The organism is Amycolatopsis sp. lyj-84, assembly GCF_046549075.1.
Taxonomy (GTDB): domain Bacteria; phylum Actinomycetota; class Actinomycetes; order Mycobacteriales; family Pseudonocardiaceae; genus Amycolatopsis.
In genome coordinates, this window is the sequence record NZ_JAJPWO010000017.1 from 1 (window position 1) to 26,535 (window position 26,535).

Annotated in this window: 24 protein-coding genes; 11 read left to right on the forward strand and 13 right to left on the reverse strand. The window is 69.7% G+C overall.

Features of this window, described 5'->3' with window-relative positions:
* Positions 1-373 precede the first annotated feature (373 nt).
* Complete coding sequence (locus ACLJRM_RS37065) at positions 374-1,129, forward strand: DUF4253 domain-containing protein (protein ID WP_410600153.1); 756 nt, start codon at positions 374-376, stop codon at positions 1,127-1,129.
* A 52-nt stretch (positions 1,130-1,181) separates the two neighbouring features.
* The gene (locus tag ACLJRM_RS37070) at positions 1,182-1,997 is read left to right on the forward strand and encodes a DUF72 domain-containing protein (protein ID WP_410665731.1); all 816 of its coding nucleotides are present in this window, start codon (positions 1,182-1,184) and stop codon (positions 1,995-1,997) included.
* A 119-nt stretch (positions 1,998-2,116) separates the two neighbouring features.
* Here the strand turns inward: ACLJRM_RS37070 and ACLJRM_RS37075 are convergent, their stop codons facing one another.
* Positions 2,117-4,930, reverse strand: coding sequence for an AfsR/SARP family transcriptional regulator (locus tag ACLJRM_RS37075; RefSeq protein WP_101610915.1), 2,814 nt, complete (start codon positions 4,928-4,930; stop codon positions 2,117-2,119).
* A 57-nt stretch (positions 4,931-4,987) separates the two neighbouring features.
* Here ACLJRM_RS37075 and ACLJRM_RS37080 point away from each other — a divergent pair, with 57 nt between their 5' ends.
* Positions 4,988-5,932, forward strand: a complete 945-nt coding sequence (locus ACLJRM_RS37080; RefSeq protein WP_101610916.1) for an o-succinylbenzoate synthase — start codon at positions 4,988-4,990, stop codon at positions 5,930-5,932.
* Positions 5,933-5,993: 61 nt separating this feature from the next.
* On the opposite strand, the gene ACLJRM_RS37085 is transcribed toward ACLJRM_RS37080, so the two are convergent.
* The 4 genes from ACLJRM_RS37085 to ACLJRM_RS37100 form a co-directional block, all read right to left on the reverse strand.
* Positions 5,994-6,902 (reverse strand): M23 family metallopeptidase, encoded by a 909-nt coding sequence (locus ACLJRM_RS37085; protein WP_410665732.1) that lies wholly within the window; start codon positions 6,900-6,902, stop codon positions 5,994-5,996.
* A gap of 211 nt (positions 6,903-7,113) precedes the next feature.
* Complete coding sequence (locus ACLJRM_RS37090; RefSeq protein WP_410665733.1) at positions 7,114-7,785, reverse strand: hypothetical protein; 672 nt, start codon at positions 7,783-7,785, stop codon at positions 7,114-7,116.
* A 78-nt stretch (positions 7,786-7,863) separates the two neighbouring features.
* The gene (locus ACLJRM_RS37095; protein ID WP_410665734.1) at positions 7,864-8,658 is read right to left on the reverse strand and encodes a transporter substrate-binding domain-containing protein; all 795 of its coding nucleotides are present in this window, start codon (positions 8,656-8,658) and stop codon (positions 7,864-7,866) included.
* On the reverse strand, positions 8,658-9,428 hold the full coding sequence (locus ACLJRM_RS37100) for a DNA polymerase beta superfamily protein (RefSeq protein ID WP_101610919.1): 771 nt from the start codon (positions 9,426-9,428) through the stop codon (positions 8,658-8,660). The genes ACLJRM_RS37095 and ACLJRM_RS37100 overlap by 1 nt, the downstream gene beginning before the upstream one ends.
* A 129-nt stretch (positions 9,429-9,557) precedes the next feature.
* Between ACLJRM_RS37100 and ACLJRM_RS37105 the strand changes: the two genes are divergently transcribed.
* Together ACLJRM_RS37105 and ACLJRM_RS37110 are read left to right on the forward strand one after the other, a co-directional pair.
* A complete protein-coding gene (locus ACLJRM_RS37105; protein WP_101610920.1) occupies positions 9,558-9,782 on the forward strand; it encodes a PspC domain-containing protein in 225 nt (74 codons plus the stop codon).
* A gap of 211 nt (positions 9,783-9,993) precedes the next feature.
* Positions 9,994-11,691 carry a hypothetical protein gene (locus tag ACLJRM_RS37110; RefSeq protein ID WP_101610921.1) on the forward strand — a complete coding sequence of 566 codons (1,698 nt, stop codon included), beginning with the start codon at positions 9,994-9,996 and terminating at the stop codon, positions 11,689-11,691.
* Between the two features lie 213 nt (positions 11,692-11,904).
* On the opposite strand, the gene groL is transcribed toward ACLJRM_RS37110, so the two are convergent.
* The 5 genes from groL to ACLJRM_RS37135 all read right to left on the reverse strand — a co-directional run bounded on the left by groL (position 11,905) and on the right by ACLJRM_RS37135 (position 16,919).
* Entirely contained in the window at positions 11,905-13,533 is a 1,629-nt protein-coding gene (gene groL / locus ACLJRM_RS37115) for a chaperonin GroEL (protein ID WP_101610922.1), read from the reverse strand.
* Positions 13,534-13,795: 262 nt separating this feature from the next.
* Positions 13,796-15,238, reverse strand: coding sequence for a serine/threonine-protein kinase (locus ACLJRM_RS37120; protein WP_101610923.1), 1,443 nt, complete (start codon positions 15,236-15,238; stop codon positions 13,796-13,798).
* 57 nt (positions 15,239-15,295) lie between these two features.
* Positions 15,296-15,499, reverse strand: coding sequence for a cold-shock protein (locus ACLJRM_RS37125; RefSeq protein ID WP_076160121.1), 204 nt, complete (start codon positions 15,497-15,499; stop codon positions 15,296-15,298).
* Positions 15,500-15,613: 114 nt separating this feature from the next.
* Positions 15,614-16,237 (reverse strand): AIM24 family protein, encoded by a 624-nt coding sequence (locus ACLJRM_RS37130; protein ID WP_101610924.1) that lies wholly within the window; start codon positions 16,235-16,237, stop codon positions 15,614-15,616.
* Between the two features lie 4 nt (positions 16,238-16,241).
* On the reverse strand, positions 16,242-16,919 hold the full coding sequence (locus ACLJRM_RS37135) for a TIGR00266 family protein (protein WP_101610925.1): 678 nt from the start codon (positions 16,917-16,919) through the stop codon (positions 16,242-16,244).
* A gap of 74 nt (positions 16,920-16,993) precedes the next feature.
* Here ACLJRM_RS37135 and glp point away from each other — a divergent pair, with 74 nt between their 5' ends.
* Positions 16,994-18,187 (forward strand): gephyrin-like molybdotransferase Glp, encoded by a 1,194-nt coding sequence (gene glp, locus ACLJRM_RS37140; protein WP_101613544.1) that lies wholly within the window; start codon positions 16,994-16,996, stop codon positions 18,185-18,187.
* A gap of 16 nt (positions 18,188-18,203) precedes the next feature.
* On the opposite strand, the gene ACLJRM_RS37145 is transcribed toward glp, so the two are convergent.
* On the reverse strand, positions 18,204-19,457 hold the full coding sequence (locus tag ACLJRM_RS37145) for an MFS transporter (RefSeq protein ID WP_410665735.1): 1,254 nt from the start codon (positions 19,455-19,457) through the stop codon (positions 18,204-18,206).
* On the reverse strand, positions 19,454-20,017 hold the full coding sequence (locus ACLJRM_RS37150) for an ArsR/SmtB family transcription factor (RefSeq protein ID WP_410600139.1): 564 nt from the start codon (positions 20,015-20,017) through the stop codon (positions 19,454-19,456). The genes ACLJRM_RS37145 and ACLJRM_RS37150 overlap by 4 nt, the downstream gene beginning before the upstream one ends.
* 80 nt (positions 20,018-20,097) lie before the next feature.
* On the opposite strand from ACLJRM_RS37150, the gene ACLJRM_RS37155 reads away from it, so the two are divergent.
* The 3 genes from ACLJRM_RS37155 to pssA all read left to right on the forward strand — a co-directional run bounded on the left by ACLJRM_RS37155 (position 20,098) and on the right by pssA (position 22,569).
* Positions 20,098-20,388: a GlsB/YeaQ/YmgE family stress response membrane protein gene (locus ACLJRM_RS37155; protein ID WP_101610928.1), complete on the forward strand. Its 291-nt coding sequence runs from the start codon at positions 20,098-20,100 to the stop codon at positions 20,386-20,388.
* 477 nt (positions 20,389-20,865) lie between these two features.
* Complete coding sequence (locus ACLJRM_RS37160) at positions 20,866-21,594, forward strand: phosphatidylserine decarboxylase (protein WP_101610930.1); 729 nt, start codon at positions 20,866-20,868, stop codon at positions 21,592-21,594.
* Between the two features lie 3 nt (positions 21,595-21,597).
* Entirely contained in the window at positions 21,598-22,569 is a 972-nt protein-coding gene (gene pssA / locus ACLJRM_RS37165) for a CDP-diacylglycerol--serine O-phosphatidyltransferase (RefSeq protein WP_410665736.1), read from the forward strand.
* 335 nt (positions 22,570-22,904) lie between these two features.
* Here the strand turns inward: pssA and ACLJRM_RS37170 are convergent, their stop codons facing one another.
* Positions 22,905-23,537: a TetR/AcrR family transcriptional regulator C-terminal domain-containing protein gene (locus ACLJRM_RS37170; RefSeq protein ID WP_410665737.1), complete on the reverse strand. Its 633-nt coding sequence runs from the start codon at positions 23,535-23,537 to the stop codon at positions 22,905-22,907.
* 81 nt (positions 23,538-23,618) lie between these two features.
* Here ACLJRM_RS37170 and ACLJRM_RS37175 point away from each other — a divergent pair, with 81 nt between their 5' ends.
* Both ACLJRM_RS37175 and ACLJRM_RS37180 read left to right on the forward strand, forming a co-directional pair.
* A complete protein-coding gene (locus tag ACLJRM_RS37175) occupies positions 23,619-24,227 on the forward strand; it encodes a nitroreductase family protein (RefSeq protein ID WP_101610933.1) in 609 nt (202 codons plus the stop codon).
* 19 nt (positions 24,228-24,246) lie between these two features.
* Positions 24,247-26,526, forward strand: coding sequence for an AAA family ATPase (locus ACLJRM_RS37180; RefSeq protein ID WP_101610934.1), 2,280 nt, complete (start codon positions 24,247-24,249; stop codon positions 26,524-26,526).
* The last annotated feature ends 9 nt before the right edge of the window (positions 26,527-26,535 follow it).

The window sequence follows — 26,535 nt, forward strand, 5'->3', positions numbered from 1 at the left end:
GACTGGCACACCCCACTCGAGAAACTCACCACGCTACTGTCCTAACAGAGCACGTTGCGACCACCACATGAATCCGCCCCACTTTCGCGACATCTGATGTCCCGAAAGTGGCTTTCGCGACACGGCCGCTCGGCATCGGACACGCCACCTTTGCCTTACCCCTCAAGAGAAGCCGAAACCTCACACGCGGCCGCGACCAGAGGACCACCGCGGCACCTTCCTCCATTGTGGACGGTGTCGATGGTGCGCCTGTGACGCCAGGGACGCATGGGGCGCCGTCCCGGAGATCCCGCAAACGGGGTATCGAAAACTGTCGGTGCTTCGAACTAGTGTTCGGGTAGAGTTGACCGAACACCAGTTCGAGGGGAAGCCGATGACGATCGCACCGTTCCGCCCGGGTACGCCGCCCGTCCAGACCCTGCCGCCCGGCCGGTGGCACGGCCGGATCTGGGTCTCGGACCTGCCCTTGACCAGGCCGGAGCGCTACACCGGCTGCGTCGCCGAGTTCGACCGGTCCGGGCTGTGGCCGGTGCTGATCCCGCACGACCAGCGGTTCGCGGCCAACGGCGAGGACTGGATCGACGACCGCGGCAGGCTCGCCCCCGCCGACCACCGGATCTCCTCGGCGGACCCGGCCGAGGTGCTGGCCCGCTGGTGGGACACGTCGTGCTGCGACGGCGCCTGCCTTCGCCCGTTCGGCGCGAAGTTCCCCGGCCTCGCCCGCCGTCCGTCGCGCCGGGCGGATCCGCTGGCCGAGGCGGGCAACACCGGGTCGATCCTGGCCGCGCGCGGGCCGCACCGGCTCGCGCTGGTGCAGACCGAGCGGCCCGCCGACATCCCGGCGATCCTCGGCTGGACGGGCATGATCAAGGCGACCGACCAGGTCCACGAGCTGTCCGCGGTCCTGCGCAGCTGGGAAGACCGTTTCGGCGCGACGCTCACGGTGCTGGGCTTCGACTCGATGGAGCTGTCGGTGGCCGCACCGCCGCGCACCCAGGGCCGCGCGCTCACGGTCGCCGCCGAGCACCGCTCGTTCTGCCTGCCCGCGTTCGCCGGTCAGCCCGGCAACCTGCGCGAGTTCGCCTCCAGCCTGGTCCAGACCCGCCGGTGGCAGTTCTCGTGGGCCTGATCAGGCGTTTGCACCGAGGAGAGAGGGGGAATCAGGGCCACATGGGAAGGCGGTGATCGACGTCGCCGAGATCAGGATCGGCACTTCAGGCTGGCGCTACCCACCGTGGCGGGGGAACTTCTACCCGCGCGGCCTGGTGCAGCGACGCGAGCTCGAATACCTGTCCGGCCGGATGAACTCCGCCGAGATCAACGGCTCGTTCTACTCGCTGCAACGGCCGGAGCGGTACCGCGCGTGGGCCGAGCAGACCCCGGACGACTTCGTCTTCGCCGTCAAAGGTGGCCGCTTCATCACCCATCTGAAGCAACTGCGCGACGTCGAGACGCCGCTGGCGAACTTCTTCGCTTCCGGGGTGCTGGCGCTCGGCAGGAAGCTGGGGCCGATCCTCTGGCAGCTGCCGCCGCGACTGTCGTTCGACGCCGAGCGCGTCGAGGATTTCTTCAAGCTGTTGCCGCGCACCAGCCACGCCGCCGCCAAGCTCGCGAGCGAGTACGACGACAAGCTCGAGGCCGAGCCGCACACCGATCCGAAGCCGCGCCGGAAACTCAGGCACGCCGTCGAGGTCCGGCATCCGAGCTTCACCGAGCCCGAAAGCCTCGACCTGTTCCGGAAACACGGCATCGCGCTCGTGGTCGCCGACACCGCCGGTGAGTTCCCGTTCGTCGAGGAGATGACGACCGAGGACTTCGCGTACGTCCGCCTGCACGGCGAAGAGGAGCTCTACGTCAGCGGGTACGGAGACAAGACTCTCGAACGCTGGGCGCGCAAGATCGAAGGCTGGGGCCGCGACACGTACGTCTACTTCGACAACACCGTCGAGGCCGAGGCGCCGAAGAACGCGATCGCCCTCGCGAAACTCCTGGCCTGACCCGCGCACGCTGCACAGTCAGCGCACAGTGAGCGGTGTCCTGTTAGGTGACGCGTGAGGTCACGGGCGTACTCGCGTGCTGCGACTGGGGGTCGGCACGCCGGGCGCCCGTGCCTCGCTCAACTTTGGCCGGAGACCAGCGAGGCGAGTTTCGTCCGGACGTCGTCGGCGTCCGGATGCGCGAGCTCGGTCAGCACCCGCACCGAACGCAGCCAGCACTCACGCGCCGACGAGGGATCACCGAGCCGCAGATGGATTCCGCCGAGCTGGGCCAGCACGTCGGCCGCTTCGTAGAGCTCGCCGTGGGCGAAGAACATCTCGACGGCCCGCCGCATGCAGGCGATGCCTTCATCGGCGCGGCCGAGCCCGACGAGCGCGGTCCCCTTGGTGTGCAGGGTGAAGCGGGCTTCGTCGGGGAGCGCGTGCACCTCCAGGGCCAGTGCCTGGTCGGCGAAGCCGAGCGCCTGCTCGAAGCGGCCGACCTGGGTGCAGATGTCCCCGAGGGCCTGCAGGGCGCTGGCCTCCATGCCGGCGCCGACGTTGTGCTCCCGGATGAGACTCAACGCGCGCGTCCCGTATTCCCACGCCGTGCCGGGGTCCTGGCTGGCCAGTGTGAGGTTGTAGAGAGCCCGCGCCTCCCCTTGCCGATCCCCGACCTGGCGCTGCAGTTCGACGACCTGCTTCAGGTAGACGATGCTGTCGTCGTACTGGCGGCCGACTCCGCAGACCACGCCCAGTCCACTGAGGATGGCGGCCTCACCGGAGCGGTCCTCCAGGTCGCGGGCGGCACGGAGCGCCACGCCGAACACCGAACGCCAGTCCTCCAACCTGGCACGGACGATGAAATACGACTGCAGCAGCCAGGCCAGCTGCCAGCACTCCCGGTACCGCCGCTCCCGGTACGCCACGTTCACCGCGGCGATGAGATTCCCCGCCTCCTCGTCGAACCAGTCCAGCGCCTGTTCGTAGTGCCCGAACTTCAGCCCCGCGCCGTCGAACCGCTCCGGTTCGACGAGCCGGTAGTGCCGATCCGAACGCAAGAGCCGCGACGCGTTCAGCGCCGAGGCGAGCGACGCGTGGAGCAGCCTGTCCAGCACCGCCGTCCGCGCCTCGGGCCCGTCCAGCTTCGCCGAAAGTTCGGCCGCGTAGGCGCGGATCAGGTCATGGAACTGGTACCGGCCGGGCCTGGACCGCGCGATGAGGTGCGCGGAAGCCAGTTTCGCCAGGTCCACGCTCGCTTCCGCGACGTCGACCCCGGCCACCGCCGCGGCCGAGGGCACGCTGAAGTCGCCGCCGGTGGGCAGGGCGAGCAGCCGCAGCATCCGCGCGGCCCGTTCGTCGAGCGCCCGGTACGAGTACGAGAAGACGGCCCGGACGTTCGTCTCGTCGCCGTCGGCGAGGTCGAACGAGCCCAGCCTGTCCTGTTCGGTGTCCAGCAGCCGGACGAACTCCCGCAGCGCGAGGTCCGGGAACTGCGCCGCCCGCACCGCGAGGATCCGGATGGCCAGCGGCAGCCCGCCGCAGTACCGGACGAACCGTTCGGTGGCCTCGGGATCCTCGGTGACCCGGTCCAGCCCGATCGTCGAAGCGACGAGGGTGATCGCGTCCTCGTCCGGCAGTTCCTCGAGCGCGACGCGTCGCGCGCCGTGGGTCGCCACGAGGGCGTGCAGCTGCCAGCGGCTGGTCACCAGCACCAGGCAGCCGGGGCCGGGCAGCAGCGGCCGGATCTGCTCGGTGCTCGCGGCGTTGTCGAGCAGGATCAGCATCCGGCGGCCCGCGCTGTAGGTGCGCCAGGTGGCCGCGCGGCCGTCGACGCCGGCGGGGATCCGGTCGGCGGGGACGCCGACCGAGACGAGCATGGTTTCGAGCGCGGTCGCGGGTTCGACCAGGTCGCCGGGGCCGTATCCGCGCAGGTTGAGGTACACCTGCCCGCCGGGGAAACGCTCCCCGACCTCGTGCGCGAAATGGACGGCGAGCGTCGTCTTGCCGATGCCGCCCATCCCCTCGATCGACGCGATGGACGTCGACCGCTCGGTGTCCAGCGCTTCCGGGACGAGTCCGTGCAAGGCCTTGAGGTCGCGCTGGCGGCCGGAGAAGACCCGGAGATCCGCCGGGAGCTGGCGCGGGATCATCGGCTCGGCGCCGAGGCGGTACCGCGTCAGCTCCGAGTCCAATGTGGTCTCGACGGCCTCCTCGCCGGTCAAGATCGCCTGGTGCGCGCGCTGCAGTGACGCGCCGGGGTCCAGGCCGAGTTCTTCGGCCAGCACCGCGCCGATCCGGCGGTAGACGTTCAGCGCTTCGGCCTGCCTGCCGGAGCGGTAGAGCGCGATCATCAGCTGCTCGTGCAGCCGCTCCCTCAGCGGGTTCTCACGGCACAGCCTGGTCAGCTCGGGAACGACCGTGCCGTGCTCGCCGAGGGCGATGAGCGCGTCGGCCCACTGCTCGCGGACACGCAGCCGCTCTTCGCCCAGCTGGTCGGCTTCGTCCCGGAGCAGCGCCTCGGAATGGACGTTCTGCAGTGCCGGGCCACGCCATTCGGCCAACGCGGCGGCGAACCGCTCCGCCGCCTGGCGCAGGTCGCCGTCCGCCGCGGACTCCGCTCCCGCCGCGGCGAGTGAGCGGAACCGGGCGAGGTCGAGCAGGCTCTCGTCGAGTTCGAGCAGGTAACCGCCGCGTTCGGTGCGGATGGTGACCTCGTCGCCGAGCGCGCGGCGGACCCTCAGGATGTACGTCTGCAGGGCGCCTTTGGACCGCCGCCGGTCGTCCGGCCACAGCCAGCGGCCCAGTTCCTCGACCGGCACCACCGTGTTCGCGCGCAGCAACAAGCCCGCCAGCACGATGAGCGGCCTGCTGCCGCCCAAGGGCACCGGCAGCCCGTCGGCCGTGACCTCGGTGGGTCCCAGCACGCGAAAGTCGAGTGCCACGTCGCCCATTCTGTCCGGAATCGCGGAAAACGGCATCCGATTCCAGCAGTGGCATGATCGGCGGCGATGGACGTCTACGCGATCCCCCTGCGCACGCGGTTCCGCGGCATCACGGTCCGTGAAGGACTGCTGATCCGCGGTGACGCAGGCTGGGGCGAATTCTGCCCGTTCTCCGACTACTCCGACGCCGAAAGCGCGCCGTGGCTCGCGTCCGCGCTGGAGGCGAGCGAACGCGGCTGGCCGTCGCCGGTCCGGGACAGCGTCGAGGTGAACGCGACCGTCCCGGTGGTGTCGCCGGAAAAGGCGTACGAACTCGTCGCCGCGTCGGGCTGCCGCACGGCGAAGGTGAAGGTCGCCGACCCGAGGGTGAGCCTCGCCGAGGACTGCGCCCGGGTGGAGGCGGTGCGGGCAGCGCTGGGCCCGTCGGGCGCGATCCGCGTTGACGCGAACATGGCCTGGGACGTCGACACCGCGGTCAAGGCCATAGGCGAACTGGACCGCGCGGCGGGCGGGCTCGAATACGCCGAGCAGCCGTGCCCGTCGATCGACGAGCTGGCCGACGTCCGGCGCCGGGTCGGCGTGCGGATCGCCGCCGATGAATCGATCCGCCGGGCCGAAGACCCGCTCAAGGTGGCCGTGGCGGGAGCGGCCGACGTCGCCGTTCTCAAGGTCGCGCCGCTGGGCGGGGTCCGGCGCGCACTGGAGGTCGCCGAAGCCTGCGGCCTGCCGTGCGTGGTGTCCTCCGCCGTCGAGACGAGCGTCGGGCTCGCCGCCGGGCTCGCGCTCGCGGGTGCGCTGCCCGCTTTGGACTTCGCTTGCGGGCTGGGGACGATGTCGTTGCTGACGGGGGACGTCTGCGGCGAGTCACTGTCCCCTGTGGACGGTCGCCTGCCGGTGCCGCGCGCCGCTCCCGATCCCGGCCTGTTCGCCGGTCACGCCGCCGCTCCGGAGGTCCGGGCCGCTTGGGAAGACCGCTTCACTCGCGTCCGCGCCCACCTGCGGACGCTATGAAAGGCCCGTTACTTGCAAATTTTGCAAGTAACGGGCCTTTCATAGCGTCCCTGAGCCGAGATCAGCCGCAGTGCTCCAGCGGGGATTCATAGCTGGAGGATCCCGCCGAGCCGCCCCACTTGACGCACTTCGCGCCCGCGGCCGCGCTCACCGGGCCCGCGTAGTACTCGAAGCTTCCGGAGTCGGTCTTCCTGGCCGCGCCTTCCACTTCGAGGAAGGCGGAAACCGCGCTGCCCGTGCCCACCGAGGTGGACTTGATGGTGGTGACGCAGTTGTTCTTGTTCGTGCCGTTGTACAGCAGGTACGTGGTCGCGGCGCTGCCGAGCGCCTGCGAGTCGATCACCTTGTAGCCGTCGCCGCACACCTCGACGGCGTCGTACGGGTTGGGGTTCCCGCTGCCACCGCAGGTGTTCTTGGAGGTCACGTTCGCGTTGGGGTAGCCGAACTTCACGCCGTTGAAGTACGCGGGCTTGATGTTGTCGGGCCACAGGGCGTCGTTGGTGCGGACCTCGTAGTGCAGGTGGGGGCTGATGTTGTTGCCCGGCTTGGAGGTGTTGCCGACCTCGCCGACCTTCTGCCCCTGCGCGACCTGGACGCCCGCCGCGACCGAACGCACCTTCAGGTGCGCGTAGTAGGTCGACCATCCCCCACCGTGGTCGATCTTCACCAGGTTGCCGAAGCCGTTCGCCGAACCCTGGTGCGCCGAGGTGACCACCTTGCCGGCAGCCGCCGCGACGACGGTGTCGCCCAGGTCCGCCCCCGCGGAGCTGCCGCGGTTGAAGTCGATTTCGTAGGCCCGGTGCGCGCTGCTGTTGTCGTTGTCGCCGTTCCACACCTGGTTGCAGGGGAACGGGAGCTGGAAGTTGGGACGCGGACCGACGGCGGCTTCGGCCGACGTCGCGGTGATCGCCAGCCCGGCCATGCCCAGCAAGGCGGTGGCGGCCGCGGTGGCCAGTCGTCTGAATCTCATCGGATGTCCTTTCTCGGCGTTTCGCGAGAAGCGTCCCGAAAGGGCGTACAAGCGAGATACAAACGGCCACGAGCCCTCCTGGCCGAGGGGACCAGGAGGACTCGCGCCGCCGCCGCACCGGATCCGTCCGCGTCTTCCCCGTTCCGGTGCTGCATGTCCAGCAGCCAGGCGCAGCCTGTCCGCTGAGGGTGGTGGTGGGGCGGGGTCCGGGTCAGCCGACCCGCTCGATGACGGCCCGGCGGATCAGGAACTTCCCCGGTTCGCGAACCTGCTCGAAGGCGGCGTTGTTCAGCAGCGCGCAGCTCCCGGAAACGCCGGTGACCTCGACGGTCGTGGACTTGTCGTTGTCCAGGTTCGTCACCTTCAGCTTGGTGCCCGCCGGGAACTCGTCACTGGACGCGGCCGGCGCGCCGCCCTCGCCGGACAACGTCACCGTGGATCCCTGGCAGACGACCTCGCCGCCCCCCGCGGCCGCGTCCTCCTGGTCGGCCGCCTCGTCCTCGCCCGCCATGGCGTCGTCCATCCCGGCGTCCTGTTCGGCGGCCTTCTCGGCCTCGTCCGCGGCCTGGTTCTGTTCCTGCTTCCCGCCGTCGGCCTGGACGACCTCGGTGCAGGTCGCGGCCTGGCGGCGCTGCTGGATGAGGTCGACGACGGCCTGCCGGTTGGCGATCCGCGCCTCGGAGAGGGCGTCCGGATCCGCCTGCTGACCGGCGATGAAGTTGAGATTGTTCCGGAGGGCGGTGTCCAGTCCCTGACAGCTTTCCGAGGCCTGGCCGTCGGGCGTGCTGACCGCGAACATCGCCGCGGCGATGGCGGCCACCCCGAGTACGGACGCGATGCCGATCGTCGCGCGCTTGCGGTGTTTCCCGGCGCTGTTCATCATCCGTGTTTCCTCCGGTCTGGTTCCTCCTCACCCACATCTGGAGATACGGTCGGATAACGAAAGTGGTTCAAACCGATTTCAGCCGAGCCAAGGTTTCGCGATGCGCGCGTAGGTCCCGTCGTTCAGCGCGAGGTGCAGCCACTGGTCGGCCCACTCCTTGAACACGACGTCGCGCGGCAGGAGGTACGCCTTCTCCGAGAAGGTGAACGGCTCGTCGGGATGCACCGCGCACAGGCGCGGGTTCTGCTTTGCCTGCCAACGGGTTTCGGTCGCGTCGGTGATCATCAGATCGGCGCGGCCCGCGATGATCTCGGCGAAGATCGTGTTGTTGTCCGGATGCCGCACGATGGTCGCCCGCTTGAGGTTGGCGTCGGCGAACTGTTCGTTGGTACCGCCCGGATTCACGATCGCCCGCACCCCCGGCTGATCGATCTGTTCGAGCGTCCGGAAGCGCTTTTCGTTCTCGCACAAGGTGATCGGCGTCTTGCCGTCACGAAGATACGGAGCGGTGTAGAAACCCTTCTTCGCCCGGTCCAGCGTCACCGACACGCCGCCCATCGCCAGGTCGCACTTCAGCCCGACGTCGTCGGCGATCGCCTTCCAAGTGGTCTGGACCAGCTGGAGCCGGACGCCGAGCCGCGAGGCGAGGTCGCCCGCGAGGTCGATGTCGATCCCGCTCCACGCGCCCGCGGCGTCGCGATAGGTGAACGGGCGATAGTCCCCCGTCGAGCACACGCGGAGTTCGCCGCGGGCCTGGACGACGTCGAGCCTGCTTCGCGCGTCATGGCCTTCGGGTGCGGCACTGGCCGTGCCGATTCCCAGCACGGTCAGCACCGCGACCCCGAAAGTGAGCGCCTTCGCCTTGATCGTCATCAAGGCATTTTCCACGCCCTGAGGTAGGCGCGCACCAGCCAAGCGTCGGCCCATGCGGCGTCCGGCGCCTCCGGCAGCGGCGAGGATCCGCGCACCAGCTCTTCGAGACGACGCTCCAGGGACTCGGCCGCGTCCAACGCTTCCTCGCGGGTTTTCTTGCCCTGCCTCAGATCACGGAGCCAGCTCAGCCACGGTTCGGGAACGGGCAGCGTGATCCGCCCGGTCTCCAGCAGCTCCACGCCCTGCACGCCGAGGCGCACCATGTGCATGGCGAACTTCGTGTCGAAGCCGTACTTCTCGATCAGCTCCGGCCGCCCGTCCTTGCCCCGCAGCCCGAGCATCCGCTCGCGCTGGGCGCGTGAGTAGCCGAGGAACCGCAGGCCCGCGGCGCGCGAGACGATCCGGTGCGCGTTCTCCCGCAGCTCGGCGCCGAGCTCGTCGATCACGACGATCTCGGACTCCGGCACGAACAACGGCAGCAGGACGGTCGGATTTCCGTTAAGCACGAGACGCATCCACTTGCGCAGCGAGTAGACGGTCAGATCGAGGTCACCGGGACCCGACCGGACGCCTTCGGGCTGCGTGCGGAAGATGTACTGCTCGAACCGCTCGAGGCCGATCACGTGGTCCGGCGGCTCGACGCAGATGCCGAGCTCGTCCCGGTCGTCCTGGCCGAGCACGGCGGTGCCGTGCAGCCCGGACCCGACCTGGCAGCGCAGGATCATGCCCTGCTCGGCGATGGCGGCGAATTCGGGGCTGTCGTGTTTCACCCGAGAAGTTGTACCCGCGTCGACACCGCCCGGGCATCCGGTTTTCCACCCCCTCAGGGTCGGATTCCAGGGTCGGACCGGGGCCGTACCCCGATGTGCCGGGGGTCGGTCCCGGGCGAACATTGAGCCATGACGAACAGCGTGTACACCCCCCAGGCCACCAAGAAGCTCTTCCGCAGCCGGACCGACAAGATGATCGCGGGCGTCGCGGGCGGCTGGGCCGCCTACTTCGGGATCGACGCCGCGATCCTGCGTATCGCCTTGGTGGCGGGCGCCTTCTTCACCGCCGGTTTCGCGATCCCGGTCTACGTCGCCGCGTGGCTCCTGACTCCGGAGCAGCCGGGCGAATCCTGATCGAGGTGGACGCCGCGCGCAGGGGACGCGGCGTCCACCGGATCGCGTTTAGCCCGCTAAACGCGATCCGCGGGGGCAGGGGGAAGAGGTAAGGGGCCCGGACATGGGGATGTCCGGGCTTTTCGCTTTTCCGGAGTTCGGCCGCGCGAACGCGTGTTCACCGTTACACTCCCCATGACTTTGTCACAGGGAGCGGGAAGCGGGGGCCTCCATGGCCGGCAATTATCTCAGCCTCAGCGAGTACAAGAGGATGCTCGATGGCGCGCTGGACGACTTCTGCAAGGCGCTCACCAAGCGCTGGACGGAAGACGCCGTCGACGCCATGACGAAGCTCTCGCCCGCCGTTCCGTGCTCGACCGAGCCCTGGGCCTGGCAATGGCCCGCCGAATCGTACGGCCACCTGTCGGGCTCCGACGACTTCTGCGGATACCTGACCTGGGTCATGGACGGCATGCTCGGCCACTACAAGGACGTCCACTGCCAGGGCTGGAATCCGCAGACCCAGAAGTACGTCGAGTGCCACGTCGAGAAGAATCTGGCCCAGATCGAGCGGCTGGCCTGGAACCGGCGGCAGGAGGTCGCCAAGTTCGTCCCCCAGCTGGAGGGGCCTGACCTCGCGAAGCTCGAAGCCGCCCACAACACGTACTTGAACGTCGCCGGCAACCTCGGCTTCCACGACAAGAACGGGCGGGTGACCGAACTGCTGGGGCAGGGCGCGGTCGTCCGGAACGTCGAGTGGCTGGACGGGGCGACCAGCTCGGACGAGGACTGGTTCATCGAGTGGACCGGGCTCGCCGCCAAAGCCTTCCGAGCCGGATTCTTCGCCTCGATCGCGCCGACCATGCTGAACCAGTCGCTCATCCTCGCCAGCCTGTCCAGCCTGTACTCCACGCGCGCCGCGACGATCCAGGCCACCCGGCTCAACATCGTCAAACGGCTCAACTGGGCCACCAAGAAGCTGGACGAAAAGGTCACGCTCAAGGTCTTCACCGCGGACGCGATCCTGGAGAAGGTCGATCGGGCGTCGGCGATCCACGGGATCGCGACCAGCCTGCTGTCCGCGGGGGCGAAACTCAGCAAGGTCGTGAACACCGTCAACGAGGCGGGCGGGAAGGTCCTCGGCCCGGTAGGCGCGGTCCTCGACCTCGCCGGGTTCGTCGGCGGGGTCATCAAGGGACTCACCGTCGAGCAGGACGCCATGTCCCTCCAGGACATCCTGCAGAAGCTCACCACCTCGATCCAAGACGAACACAACGCGTTGTCCGGCCTCGAAGACGACTTCGGCGGGGACGTGCTGGTTCTGCAGAAGGCGATCGCGGGGGTGCACAGCTACAACCTCGAGCTCTACGACCTCACGGCGAACACGCTGCCGAACCGGACCGAGCGCGAGAAGAACACGGGGATCACCGTCAAGATCCACTTTCTCCTGCGGGTCGCGCAAACCTGTTTCGAAGCGGCCGAGGGGTATTCGGCACAACTGCGGATTCTCGCCGAGGCCGACCGTGCCGACCGGCACCTCGCGGGCCGTGACGAGCAGACGTGCACGGGCGACGACTCGACCTTGGAGATCCGCGACGCCGTCGAACAGTTCATGAGGACGAGCTGCGCCCGGTTCCTGCTCGCCGGTGAGCAGCTCCGGAAGGCCGCCGAGGCCTACGCGAAAACGGACGGGCAGCTCTCGGACGATCTCAAGAAGCTGTTCGCGGACTGGGAGAACGCCACCGCGGGCAGGAAAAAGATCGACCCCAATCCCGAGACGGTCGAAAGGGAGAACCCGGCCAAGGAGGCGGGCTCGACCGACCGGACGAACCTCGAACCCCGGAAGCCTTCGGACCCGAACTCCACCAACCCGTACGAGAAGGACCGCCAGCGGCAGGGCGGCGGGTACCTGGTGGACGGGCAGGTCTAGGCCCGTCGGACCGCCGTCGGTCGGGTGGTCGTGAAGGGCCCCTTGCCTACCTTGAGAGTAGTGATGGAGGCCTTCACTACCTTCGTGATCGGGCGGCGATCACGAAGCGCCACCCACGACCACCCCTACCGAAGCCCGGTCCTCACTTCACGGCAAAGGAAAAGCCCGGACGCGCGAGGCGCGTCCGGGCTTTCCGGTGTTACGGGCTCGAACTCAGAAGTCCATGCCGCCCATGCCACCGGACGGGTCGGCGGGAGCGGCCGAGGCCTTCTCCGGCTTGTCCGCCACGACGGCTTCGGTGGTCAGGAACAGCGCCGCGATGGAAGCGGCGTTCTGCAGCGCGGAGCGGGTGACCTTCGTGGGGTCCGGCACGCCGGCGGCGAGCAGGTCCTCGTAGACACCGGTGGCGGCGTTGAGGCCGTGACCCTGCGGGAGGGACTTGACCTTCTCCGCCACGACGCCGCCTTCGAGGCCGGCGTTGATCGCGATCTGCTTGAGCGGCGCCTCGACGGCGACCTTGACGATGTTGGCACCAGTGGCCTCGTCGCCCTCGAGCTTCAGACCGGCGAAGGCAGCCTCGGCGGCCTGGATGAGAGCGACGCCACCACCGGCGACGATGCCCTCTTCGACGGCGGCCTTGGCGTTGCGCACTGCATCCTCGATGCGGTGCTTGCGCTCCTTCAGCTCGACCTCGGTGGCGGCACCGGCCTTGATGACGGCCACGCCGCCGGCCAGCTTCGCCAGACGCTCCTGGAGCTTCTCGCGGTCGTAGTCCGAGTCCGAGTTCTCGATCTCGGCGCGGATCTGGTTGACGCGACCCTGGATCTGGTCGGCGTCGCCCGCACCCTCGACGATGGTGGTCTCGTCCTTGGTGATGACGGCCTTGCGCGCCTTGCCCAGCAGGGAAAGGTCCGCGTTCTCCAGCTTGAGGCCGACGTCCTCGGAGATGACCTGGCCACCGGTCAGGATCGCGATGTCCTGCAGGATCGCCTTGCGGCGGTCACCGAAGCCCGGGGCCTTGACGGCGACGGACTTGAAGGTGCCGCGCATCTTGTTGACGATCAGGGTGGCCAGAGCCTCGCCCTCGACGTCCTCGGCGATGATCAGCAGCGGCTTGCCGGACTGGATGACCTTCTCCAGCAGCGGCAGCACGTCCTTGACGGTGGAGATCTTGGAACCGAAGAGGAGGACGTACGGGTCCTCGAGCTCGGCTTCCTGACGCTCCGGGTCGGTCACGAAGTAACCGGAGATGTAGCCCTTGTCGAAGCGCATACCCTCGGTGAGCTCGAGCTCGAGCCCGAAGGTGTTGCTCTCCTCGACGGTGACGACGCCTTCCTTGCCGACCTTGTCCAGCGCCTCGGCGATGAGCTCGCCGATGGTGCGGTCAGCGGCCGAGATCGAGGCGGTAGCAGCGATCTGCTCCTTGGTCTCGATCTGGACGGCCATCTTGTGCAGCTGCTCGGTGATGGCCTCGACGGCCGCCTCGATGCCGCGCTTCAGGCTGATGGGGTCGGCCCCGGCGGCGACGTTGCGCAGACCCTCGCGGACGAGAGCCTGGGCGAGCACGGTGGCGGTGGTGGTGCCGTCACCCGCGACGTCGTCGGTCTTCTTGGCAACTTCCTTGACGAGCTCGGCCCCGATCTTCTCCCACGGGTCCTCGAGCTCGATCTCCTTGGCGATGGAGACACCGTCGTTGGTGATCGTCGGCGCGCCCCACTTCTTTTCGAGCACGACGTTCCGGCCCCGCGGGCCGAGGGTCACCTTGACGGCTTCGGCGAGGATGTTCAAGCCACGCTCAAGACCGCGGCGGGCGTCCTCGTCGAACGCGATCAGTTTGGCCATTTCGGTGTGGTCCTCCGGTATTGGGCGCCGCCGCACGCTCTGTCTCGAATGTCACAGAAGCGCGGCGGCAGGACTCTTCCTCGGCCAGGCTCGGTGCCCGCGACGGACGACCCACCCACTCAAGGGTGCGGCCTCACCGTCCCGACCTTCAGGCGAGCGGTCGGTGACCGCCTGCCTGGCACTCGACGGCGTCGAGTGCCAATGCCGTGTTTAGCACTCTCCAGGGTCGAGTGCAAGAACCGCAGGTCAGCGCGGTGCCGCGTCAGTTGCCCGGCTTGATGGAGATCGACGTCGGAGGAGCCTTCGCCGACGACTCCGGGGACTGCGACTGCGAGTCGCCGGGGCCGACCGGGATGTTCGGCGCGGTGGTCTGCGGACCGTTGCCGCTGCTCGAATCACCGAAGACGAGGATCGCCGCGACGATCGCGCCCGCGACCACGAGGACGCCGACGATGATCCAGATCCACTTGGCGCCGCCGCCCTTCTTGGGCTGCTGCTGGAAACCGCCCTGCTGCTGCGGCGGGGGGCCGTAGCCAGGGGGCGGGCCTTGCTGGAAGCCACCCTGCTGGAAACCGCCTTGCTGCGGCGGGGGGCCGTAACCCGGGGGCGGGCCCTGCTGGAAACCACCGGGCTGCTGGTAGCCACCCTGCTGCGGCGGCGGGCCGTAACCGGGCGGCGGGCCTTGCGGCGGGGGACCCTGCGGCCCCGGTCCCTGCTGGCCGTAGCCGGGCTGCTGTCCTCCGTACGGGTGCACGGGGCCCCCCTCTCCCTGTGGCGGCGTGTTCTGCCGTTGCGGTACCGCCTGTTGGACGGTCGCGGCCGCCACCTGTCCTGGCGGGCCCGGGGGCTCGTTCGACGCCGCGAGCGGACCGAGGGCGCGCCTGGCGGCCGCGATCATCTCAACACAGTTCGGGTAGCGATCGGCGGGATTCTTCGCCATTCCCTTCCGGACGACCTCGTCGATCCCGGCGGGCACGCCGACGATCCGCGAGATGGCCGGGGGCTCGCCGTTCAGGTGCCCCTTGATGACCGTCTGCACGTCGCCCTTGAAGGGCGGGCTGCCGGTCAGGCAGGCGTAGAGGACGCAGGTGAGGGCGTACTGGTCGGTGCGGCCGTCGAGCGGCTCGCCGCGCAGGTGCTCGGGCGCGGCGTAGGTGGGCGAACCGAGGAAGTCGCCGCCGCGGGTACGGTGCCCGGTGGCGCCGCGGCGGGTCAGGCCGAAGTCGGCGACGTAGACGTGCTCGCGCGAGGTCTCCTTGCTGGTGACCAGGACGTTGGCCGGTTTGACGTCGAGGTGCACGAGACCCCGGTTGTGCAGGGTGTCGAGTGCGTCGGCGACCTGGTCGAGCATGGTGAGCGTGCGGGCGGGCGCGATCGGGCCACCGGAGATCAGCCCGGCGAGGTCCCCGCCGTCGACCATCCGCATGGCGATGTAGAGCATGCCTTCGAGCTCGCCGAAGTCGTACAAGGGCACGACGTTGGCGTGGTCGATCGCGGACGTGTTCCGCGCCTCGTCGACGAAGCGTTCGCGGAACTCGGCGTCGGCCCCCAGGTGATCACCGATGACCTTCAGTGCCACCTTGCGTCCGAGCCGCACGTCCGTGGCCTTGTAGGTCACGCTCATGCCGCCCTTGCCGAGCACACCGTCGATGCGGTAGTTGCCCAGCCGGCGACCGGTCAGGTCCCCCGACTCATCGCCTGTCACGCAGCGCAGCCTAACGCGCCAGTTCCGGCGGCTGCCGGGGGTCGCCTGAACCCGGCGCTAAACCTTGCGCACGTCCGCCGCTTGACTCCGCCCGTCACGGCCGGACTGGACTTCGAATTCCACGCGATCACCCTCGTCGAGCGTCCGGAATCCGTCGGCCTGAATGGCCGAGTAGTGGACGAAGACGTCGGGCCCTTCGGTGGATTCGATGAATCCGTAGCCCTTTTCCGAGTTGAACCATTTGACGGTGCCGACTGCCACTGCGCACTCCCTCAGCACGGGGCCCGCCGGCCTTCTCTGCCCCGGACGGCGGTTTCGAGTGCAGTTCACGCTACCCGAATTACCGGCGTCGGCAATGGTCGATTCGCCCTAAGGTCACCCGCGAGAAAGCCGCCTATTGCGCGCTTGCACAAGGACGCGTCCTGGTCCTGCGAAGTCCAGCGCGAGCCCCTCGCCGGTGCGGACCGACTGCGGGCCCGCCTGGTCGACGGCGCGGAGACGGCACTGCACGGTGTCCGGATAGGCCAGCAGGAAGTCCGGCCGCACGGTGACGAGTTCGCCCGCGGTGAGTTCGAAGGCGTCGACGGGGCCCTGCGCGGCCAGCACGAGCGGACCGCTTCCGCTGTAGTGCTCCAGGAAACCGGAATCGGCCCCGAAGAGCTTCTGCAGCGGCGCCCAGCCGGGGTCCTGCCTGATGGTCGCCGGCCGGGCGAGGATCGCGTCGCGGCTCACGCACCAGCCCGCGCCGCCGGTGAACTCCAGCGGGTAGACGTCGCCGGCGGTCAGCGGCGCGAAGTCGATCCAGCCGCCGCCCTCCGGCGCGTTGAACACCGACGGGGCGGCCTTGCCCGCCCGGGAACCGCCGCGCGCGGGAACGGTTTCGGTGATGCCGAAACTGCTGGCCAGCATGGTGTCCCCGGCGGCCTGGACGGCTTCGCCGGGGGACAGCAGGATGCGGGCGACCCCGAAGTTGGGGGTGTGCCTGGTCTGGACGCGCATGCGCTCAGCGGGCGGGGACCTGGGCGATCACCCAGGCGGACAGCGCCGACGGGTTACGGGTCTGGGTGAGCAGCTGGCCAGGCCCGGCGAAGTCGAAGACGAGGCCTTCGCCGCTCTTCATCGACTGGATGACGCCGGTGGCGACCTTGCGGACCTGGTACTGCACGGTGTCGGCGAACGCGACGACGTGCCCGGTGTCGATGGTGATCACCTCGCCCTGTTGGAGGGTGACCGTCTCCAGCGCGCCGTAGCAGGCCACGACCAGCGGGCCCTGTCCCGTCGCGTGGGTCAGGAAGCCGCCTTCGCCGCCGACGAGGTTCTTGAGCCCGCCCCATTTGGTCTCGGTCTGCACGCCGTGGGAGGACGCGAGCCACGAGCCGCGGGTGACGCACCAGCCGGTGCGGCCGTCGAGGTTGATGATCTGCATGTCGCCCGGCAGGTTCGCGGCGACGTCGACCCAGCCGCCGTTCTGCGGGGCGGTGTAGGTGGAGATGAAGAAGGACTCGCCGGAGAGGAAGGCGCGGCCGAGGCCCTTCATGATGCCGCCCTGCGCCTGTGACTGGACCTGCACGCCGTAGCTCGTCGCCATCATCGCGCCCGACTCGACCTGCGCCGGTTCACCCGGCGCGAGCATGAGCCTCGCCACCGCGAACGATGGCTGGTGACGGATCTGAACCTGCATGTCTTCTTCTCCCCGGTGGTCGTTGTGACGCGCAGAGTCTTGCATGCGGGCCCGGAGGCGGGAGGATGGTCGGCGTGATCTCCGTCGACACCCACCGTGAGACCGTCACCGGCCTGCTCGGGAACGCCCCCGTCATCAGCCTTCCGCTCGCCTCCGCCGCCGGGCTCGTCCTGGCCGAGGACGTGCTCGCGGGGGTTTCGCTGCCGCCGTTCGACAACTCCGCGATGGACGGTTACGCCGTCCGCGCCGCGGATGTCGCCGAGGTTCCCGTGACACTGCCCGTCGCCGACGACATCCCCGCCGGCCGCGTCGAGATCGGGACGCTGGAGCCGGGTACCGCGCACCGGATCATGACCGGCGCACCGCTGCCGCCCGGCGCGGACGCGGTGGTGATGGTCGAGCACACGGACGGTGGCGTGACCGACGTCCGGATTCTCAGGACAGCCGTCCCGGACGCGCACATCCGGCATCTCGGCGAAGACGTCGTCGAGGGCACGGTGGCGCTGCCCGCCGGAACCGTGCTCGGCCCGGCGCAACTGGGTCTCGCGGCGGCTGTCGGCCTCGCCGAGGTTCCGGTCCGGAGGCCGCTGAAGGTGCTCGTCGTGTCGACCGGCACCGAACTCGTCGACGCGCCGGAACCGTTGCGGCACGGGCAGATCTACGAGTCGAACAGCATCATGCTGGCGTCCGCGATCCGCGCGCTCGGCTGCGAGGCCGAGGTCGTGCGCAGTGTCGTCGACGACGTGGACGAGTTCCGCGCGGTGATCGAGCCGCGGCTGGCGGACGTGGATCTGCTGGTGACCTCGGGCGGGGTCAGCGCGGGGGCGTACGAGGTGGTGAAGGACGCGCTGACCGGGCAGGGCGTGGAATTCCGGAAGGTCGCGATGCAGCCGGGCGGGCCGCAGGGCTGCGGGCGGTGGAACGGCGTGCCGGTGGTGACGTTGCCGGGCAACCCGGTGAGCGTGCTCGTCTCGTTCGAGGCGTTCCTGCGGCCGGCGTTGCTCGCGGCGATGGGGCATTCCGGCGTCGACCGGCAGAAGGTGCGGGCCCGGCTGACCGAGGCGATGAAGTCCCCCGCCGGGCGGCGTCAGTTCCGGCGGGGCTTCTACACGCATTCCGAGGGCGAGGTCACCGGGGTCGTCGGGCCGCGCGGCGGCCCCGGCTCGCATCTGCTGGCGTCGTTCACGCAGGCCAACTGCCTGATCGTGCTGCCGGAGGACGTGGACTCGGCCGAGCAGGGCGACGAGGTGGACGTCCTGCTGCTGTGACCCTGCCGGATCGCGTTTAGCCCGCTAAACGCGATCCGGAGGGGAAGTCGCGGCACCGGCCGATCGGCGTGAACAGCAGGGCCGCGACGGCGAGGACCTCGAGCCCGGCCATCAAGCCCAGCGTCTGCCGCACGCCGGCGGTCTCACCGAGGATCCCGCCGAGCAGGCCGCCGAGCGCGATCGCGCCGAAGCTGAGCACGGACATGCTCGCGGTGACCCGGCCGAACATCGCCGCCGGGACGTAGCGCTGTTTGAAGGTGGCGTTGAGGACGTTCGAGCCGACGACCCCGGCGCTGAGCGAGAATCCGGCGGCGACGAAGAAGGCGAGCCCCCAGCCGTCCCGCGCGAGCGGCCCCAGCAACATCATCAGCGCCCCGAAGGCCTCGCAGAGCACGAAGGCCCGCGCGGTGCCGATCCGCGCGGCGAGTTTGCCCGACAACGCGGCTCCGACGACGCCGCCCAGGCCGGCGAGGGCGAGCACGATTCCGGCGGTACCCACTCCCACGCCGAGATCCCGGACGAGGAACACGACCTCGATCGATTGGTAGCCCATGAGCGCGACGTTCGAGATCGCGCCGAAGACCGCGAACACCCGCAGGTACCGGTCGTGGAGGACGAAGTCGAGACCTTCGCGGATCTCGTCCCGCAGTCGCGTCCGCGTCTTGGCCGGGCGCTCCGGCTCGCGGTAGCGGATGGAACGCAGGCACAGCACGGAGATCCCGAAACTGACGGCGTCGGCGAGCACCCCGGCGACGGCGCCGAACGCGTGGGCGAGCAGACCGGCGAAAGCGGGACCGCCGATCTGCGCGGCGGACTCACTGCCCTGCAGCTTCTCGTTGGCCTCCTGGAGGTCTTCCTTCTCGACCAGCGAAGGCAGGTACGCGCGGTAGGCGACGTTGAAGAACACCTTCGCGACTCCGCCCGCCAGGGCGACGACGAGGAGTTGGGTCATCGTGAGCAGCCCGAACCACGCGGCGATCGGGACGCTCAGGAACACCAGCATGGAGAAGGTGTTGCACGCCAGCATGATCGGCCGTTTCGGGCGCCGGTCGACCCAGGCGCCCGCCGGCAGTCCGATCAGCAGCCACGGCAGCCACGCGGCCGCGGTCAGCAGCCCGACCGCGAACGTGCTGGCCTGCAGGGCGACCACGGCGACGAGCGGCAGCGCGACGACCGCGATGGAACTGCCGAGCACGCTGGTCGTCTCGCCGGTCCACAGCAGCCGGAAGTCCCGGGAGCGCAGCAGTCCGCCGCGTTCGCGGACGCTCACGGCCGGGCCGGGACGGCTCGGGTGGCGAAGAACACCGGCCTGCGTTCCTGGCCGTCGTCCGGCTGTTCCCGGTCGCTGTACTCCCGGAGCAGCGCCTGGATCCGGCCCTCGATTTCGGCCATTTCCGCGACCGAGAGCTTCATCCAGCTGTCGGTGGCGAAGGCGGCTCGGTGCCACTCCTCCGGGTAGGTCTCGCGTTCGGCGAACCATTGGCGCGCCATGGAAACCTGGCGTTCGAGGGCGAGGGATTCGGCGGCGGCCGCGACCGGGTCGTCGGGGAAGTCCGACGGCGACCAGGAAACCGCGTAACCGACGCGGCGCCACCAGCGCTCGCGCCGGTCTCGGGCGAGTTCCGGCGCCTCCTCGACCAGGTCGCTGGCGGCCAGCACCTTCAGATGGTGGCTGACGTTCCCGACCGCCTGCCCGGTCCGCTCGGCGAGCACGGACGCCGTACACGGGCCGTCGAGGCGGAGGACGTCGAGCAGGCGGCGCCGCAGCGGGTGGGACATCGCGGCGAGCACCTTCGAATCGTGGACTTCACGCACTTCACGGTCGGCCATAACGCACAACAGTAGTTGCACAAGAGTCCTTGTACAAGTCTTCTTGTGCGCTACTCCATCCGCGTCGGTAATCTCGTGGCATGGGTTTCTTCTCGTGGATCGTGTTCGGCGCCATCGCCGGGTGGCTGGCCAACGTCGTGGTGGGCGGCCCGGACCGGCGTGGCGGCTGCCTGTTCAGCATCCTGGTCGGCGTGCTCGGCGCGGCGCTCGGCGGTTTCATCTACCGCCTCGCGACGGGCACCGAGCGGTCCTTCGAGTTCGACTTCCCCAGCTTCGGCGTGGCCATTCTCGGCTCGATCGTGCTGCTCGCCCTGCTGCGGCTGGTGCGCGGCTCCGGGCGGCGCGACTCGCGGCCGCCGTATCGCCGGTGATCATGGGAGTGACCGTTGGTAACGGTTTTCCCGTGACCGGTGATCACGGACGTCCGGCGAACTAGAGTGGGACGTTCGCTCAGTTCCAGTGGCCGCGTCCGGGTGCATGTGCCGTCGGGGGGCATATGCATCCGGACGCGCGTGCCTCGGCGATGACCGAGACGGCGCGGACGGGGTCGATGAGCGAAGGCATCGGCGCCGCCGAAATGTCCCTCTTCCAGGCTCGGAACAGCTCGGCGAGTCGCTCGCCTACAGGGTCCGGGCTGGCGGGCATTCGCGGGTCCTCAAGGTCGGCGATCGGCATCAATTACCTAGAGTTATCGCTTATTTCCACCTTCCGTTACCGGGATGTGGTCCCTCCCACCCGAGCCGGGGAAACCCTTCCGGGGGAGGCCACGGCCCGCCCCTGGACAGGGCGGTAGCGTGATGGCTCTTCATGCCCCCACCCCCCGACACGAACTGCGGTGAACCCGACCAATGAGCGGCAACCGGCCGGAATCCACTGGAAACCCACTCACGCACGCCGTGAAGCTGGCCCGCGAGACCGTTCCGCCGATGCACCCGGCCGGCAGGCCGTTCGTGTTCGGCGGTCTCGCCGCGACGCTGGTGCTGCGGAAGTTCTCCAAGCGCCTCGGTGTCGTCGGCGCGCTCGCGACGGCCGCCACGGCCGCGTTCTTCCGTGAGCCCAAGCGCGTCCCGCCCGCCCAGTCCGGTCTCGCGGTCGCGTCGGCGGACGGCCTGGTCTCGCTGATCGAGGAGGCCGTGCCGCCGCCCGAGCTGGGCCTGTCCGCCGAACCGCGGATGCGGGTGAGCGTGTTCCTGTCGGTGTTCGACGTGCACGTCCAGCGGATCCCGGCGTCGGGTGTGATCGAGCGGGTCGCGTACCGGCCCGGAAAGTTCCTGTCGGCGGACCTGGACAAGGCGAGCGAGGACAACGAGCGCAACTCCGTGCTCATGCGCACCGAAGACGGCCACGAGCTCGTCGTGGTGCAGATCGCCGGGCTGGTGGCGCGGCGCATCCTCTGCGACATCCGCGAGGGCGACAAGGTCGGCGTCGGCTCGACGTACGGCATCATCCGCTTCGGCTCGCGAGTCGACCTGTACCTGCCTCCGGGCAGCAAGGTCCTCGTTTCGAAGGGCCAGCGCACGATCGGCGGCGAGACCCCGATCGCCGAGCTGCCCTCGGCGCCGCACTCGGAAGGCTGATCCATGGTCCGTGTGACCACTCCCGGCGTGCGGCTGCTGCCGAACGCCATCACGGTGCTCGCCCTGTGCGCCGGTCTGTCGTCGGTGCAGTTCGCGCTGATCGGCAACTATCCGATGGCGATCGCTTCGATCGGGATCGCCGCGGTGCTCGACAGCCTCGACGGCCGGATCGCGCGGCTGCTGGACGCGACGTCGAAGATGGGGCAGGAGCTCGACTCACTGTCCGACGGCATCTCGTTCGGTGTCGCGCCCGCGCTGGTGCTGTACGTCTGGCACGCCGAGGGCGAGCGGATCGGCTGGGTGGCCTCGCTGATCTTCGCGGTCTGCATGATCCTGCGGCTGGCGCGGTTCAACACGCTGATCGAGGACACCGAGCAGCCGCCGTACGCGGGTGAGTTCTTCGTCGGCGTGCCCGCGCCCGCCGGTGGCCTGCTGGCGATGCTGCCGCTGATCCTGGAGCTGCAGTTCGGGCAGGGCTGGTGGTCGCACCAGTACACGGTGTGGGTGTGGACGATCGCCGTGGCCGCGCTGCTGATCAGCCGGATCCCGACGCTTTCGCTGAAGACGGTGAAGGCGCCGGCGAAGGCGATCGCGCCGCTGCTGGTCGGGGTGGGCCTGCTGGCCGCCGCGATCATCCAGTTCCCGCTGGTGGCGCTGGCTATCGCGCTGGTGCTGTACCTGGCGCACATCCCGTACTCGGTGTACCGGCAGCGCTGGCTGGCCAATCACCCGGAGGCGTGGATGGCGCCGCCGCGGGAACGGCGGGCGATCCGGCGTTCCTCGAGCCGCCGACGGCTGGGCCTGCGCCCGCCGCTGCGGCGCGTGGTGGCCGGTGCCGCCCAGCGCGTCCGGCTGCAGCGAGGCGAACAGCACGTCGCACGCGCTCCGCGCACCCTCGCCAACGACAAGGACCGCGACAACGGCCGGGGCCCCCGGCGCCGCTCGTGGCGCCGGATCGGCCTCCGTAAACGCTGACCCCGCGTTCCCCCACCCCCCGCCCGTCCCAGGGGGACGGCCCCGCGCCCAGCGTATCGGGGCCGACCGACGGGACCTGGGGAAACAGGGGCCGGGAGCGGGAGTTGTCCACAACGGGGTGACCCTGTGGACAACTTGGGGACAAGTGGCCTGGAGCTGGCCTTTCGGGGCAGGCGCGAAGTTTTGCCGCTCAGCTGTCTGGTTCGGTCGCTCTATCCGGATTGCTCAGTACATGAAGGCCCCCTTCCTTGCGTTAGGCGCAAGGAAGGGGGCCTTCATGTACTGACACGGCCATGTACTGACACGGCGCCACCGCGACACCAAAGGTCCCTTGCTCACCGCGCCGAAGCGGCCAGCCCGCCGATCACCAGGTCCAGCTGGAATTCGAAGTCCTGCAGGCAGTCGCCCTCCAGCATCGACGGCAGCACCCGGTGCAGGGCGGGCAGCTCACGAGCGGTCACCAGTCGCTGGAACCACGCGTCGACAGGCTCGGCACGCGCCTCGGAAACGCCGCCGGAAAGCCCCACGGATTCGGTCAGCACGGCCCCGAACACCAGCCCCATCAGCGATCGGTAGCCCCGCGCGGCACCGCGCTCGTCCAGCCCCGCGTCCAGGAGCGCCTCGAGCATCGCGTCGATGAACTTCAGCGCCCCCACCGAACGCGGGTTGGCCTGATCCGTCGCCAAAGCGCGCACGACGACCGGATAGCGCGAAAACGCCGTGTACAGGCCGGAGGTCAGCGCCCGCAGCCGTGAATCCCAAGGACCGGGAGCGGGCAGCGGGACACCTTCGAAGACCCGCGCGGTCAACCCGTCGAGCAGATCGCCCTTGTTCGCGACGTGGTTGTACAGCGACATCGCCTCGACGCCCAGCTCAGCGGCCAGTTTTCGCATCGACAGCCCGGCCAGGCCGTGTTCGCTCGCGAGCCGCAGCGCGGCGTCGAGCACCTTCTCCCTGCTGAGCGCCATGACCCGAATCTACCGCGAGCCACTTACGCCGTAAGTACTTACATCGTATGCTTACGTCGTAAGTCACCTCTGGGAGGAATCATGGACGCCGAAACCCTGCTCACCACCACCCGCTCGGTCCGCCGCAAACTCGACTTCGAGCGCCCGGTGCCCACCGACGTGCTCAAGGACTGCCTCCGGATCGCGCAGCAGGCCCCCGCCGCGGGCAACCTCCTCGACGCCGCGCATTGGGTGGTCGTGACCGACCCCGCCCTGCGCACCCCCATCGCGCGGATCGTCCGCGAAGACGCCATCGCCACGATGAAGCGCTACGAGCATCTCGTCGACCCGTCCGCCTTCACCTCGGCGCGGCACCTCGTCGACAACCTCGACCGCGTCCCGGCGCTGGTGATCCCCTGCCTGACCGGCCGCCCGCCGGAGGGACACATCGAGCAGAGCGCCTACTACGGCTCGTCGTACCCGGCGATCTGGAGCTTCCAGCTCGCCCTGCGCGCCAAGGGCCTCGGCAGCTCGATGTGCGGCTACCACCTCGCCGAGCACGAAGCCGAGGTCGCCGGCCTCCTCGGAATCCCGGCCGACGTCACGCAAATCTCCCTGCTGGCCGTCGCGTACACGACCCAGCGGGACTTCCGGCCCGGCAAGCGGCCGCCACTCGACCGGATCGCGCACTTCAACGGCTGGTCCGCCTGAGCCTGGATAGGGTGACGGGGTGAGCGCACCCCAGATCACGCTGACCGTCCGGCACACCCCCTCCGCCCTGGATTCCCGCCGCGGCGTCGTCCGGCTGCACCCCGAAGTCCTCGACGCGCTCGGCCTGATGGCCTGGGACGCCGTCCGCCTCACCGGCGCGCGGGTCAGTTCCGCGCTGGCCGCTCCCTCGGAGGCGGAGGGGATCCCAGGCGTGATCCTCCTCGACGACGTCACGATGTCGAACCTCGGCGTGACCGAGGGCTCGGAAGTGGTCGTCGCACCGGCGGAGGTGTCGGCGGCGAAGACGGTCACCGTGTCGGGTTCGCGGATGGCGAGCGTGTCGCTCTCCCCGCACACCCTGCGGCTCGCCCTGATCGGCAAGGTACTGACCGTCGGCGACGCGGTTTCCCTGCTCCCCCAGGATCTCGCGCCCGCGCCGGGCTCCGACGTCTCCGCGGTCCGCGGCCAGCTCTCCCGCGCCATCGGCATGACGTGGACGAACGAGCTGCTCACCGTCACCGCCACCGAGCCGTCGGGACCGGTCGCCGTCGGACCGTCCACTGTGGTCAGCTGGCGTGACGGTGCCCGCACCGGCGAGGCCGCGCCCGCCGCCGCCCCGGCCCGCGCCGGGACGACCTTGGTGCGCAGCACGCCCTCGACTCCGCACGAGGACTTCATCGACGCCGAGATCGTCGAAGACGAACAGCTCGACGAGGTGGCCGAGGAATCCGTGCCTCCCCTGTCGGACCTCGCCGGATCCGAGTCGGCCGCGCGCAAGCTCGCCGAATGGTTCGACCTGGCCTTCCACCGCCCGGAGCTGCTGGCCAAACTCGGGACGTCGGCGCATCTCGGCGTCCTGCTGTCCGGGCCGGAAGGCGTCGGGAAGGCGACGCTGGTCCGTGCCGTGGCACAGGCCGAGAAGGTGCGGGTGGTGTCGCTCGCGGCGCCGAACATCGCCGTTCTCGATCCGAACGTGGCCGCCGCGCGGCTGCGAGAGGCGATCGAGCAGGCCACGCGCGACGAAGACCCCGCCGTCCTGCTGATCACCGACATCGACGCGCTGCTGCCCGCGTCCCAGCCACCGCCGCTCGCGACGGTGGTCCTCGACGACCTGCGCAAGGCCTTGCGCAGCAAGGGTTTCGCGGTCATCGCCACCACCGGGCGGGCCGAGTCCACCGATCCGAGGCTGCGCGCCGCCGACCTGCTCGACCGCGAACTCGGCCTGCCGCTCCCGGACGCCAAGACCCGCACGGAACTGCTGCGCGTGCTCCTGCGCGACGCCCCGCTGGAGTCCGGCGTCGACGTCGGCCCGATCGCCGAGCGCACCCCCGGTTTCGTCGCCGCCGACCTCATCGCGCTCCGCCGTGACGCCGCCCTCCGCGCCGCGCTGCGGCAGCGCGACGCCGAGGAACCGCGGATCTCCCAGCAGGACCTGCTCGACGCGCTGACCACCGTCCGCCCGATCTCGATGTCCACTTCGGACAATCTGGCCACCGGCGGGCTCACCCTCGACGACGTCGGCAACATGACCGACGTCAAGCAGTCGCTCACCGAGGCGGTGCTGTGGCCGCTGCGCTACCCGGACTCGTTCGCCCGCCTCGGCGTCGACCCGCCGCGCGGCGTGCTCCTCTACGGGCCGCCCGGCGGCGGCAAGACGTTCCTGGTCCGCGCGCTCGCGGGCACCGGCGCGCTGAACGTTTTCGCGGTCAAGGGCGCCGAGCTGATGGACAAATGGGTCGGCGAGTCCGAGCGCGCGGTGCGGGAGCTCTTCCGCCGCGCCTCCGAGGCCGCGCCGTCGCTGATCTTCCTCGACGAGATCGACGCGCTCGCCCCGCGCCGCGGCCAGTCCTCGGACTCGGGCGTGTCGGACCGGGTCGTCGCGGCCCTGCTCACCGAACTGGACGGTGTCGAGCCGATGCGCGAGGTCGTCGTCCTCGGCGCGACGAACCGGCCGGAACTGGTCGACCCGGCTCTGCTGCGGCCGGGACGGCTGGAGCGTCGCGTCTACGTCCCGCCGCCGGACGCGCACGCGCGTGAGGCGATCCTGGCCGCCAGCGCGAAGAACACGCCGCTCGCGTCCGATGTGGACCTCGCGGCCTATGCGGCCACTTTGGACGGTTACTCGGCGGCGGACTGCGCGGCGCTGATCCGGGAGGCGGCGCTGACCGCGATGCGGGAGTCGCTGGAGGCCAAGGAGGTCACCGCCGCGCATCTGGCGAAGGCGGCCGAGGCCGTGCGGCCGTCGCTCGACCCGGCCCAGCTGGCGGCTCTGGAGGCCTACGCCCAGAACCAGGCATGAGTACGCGAA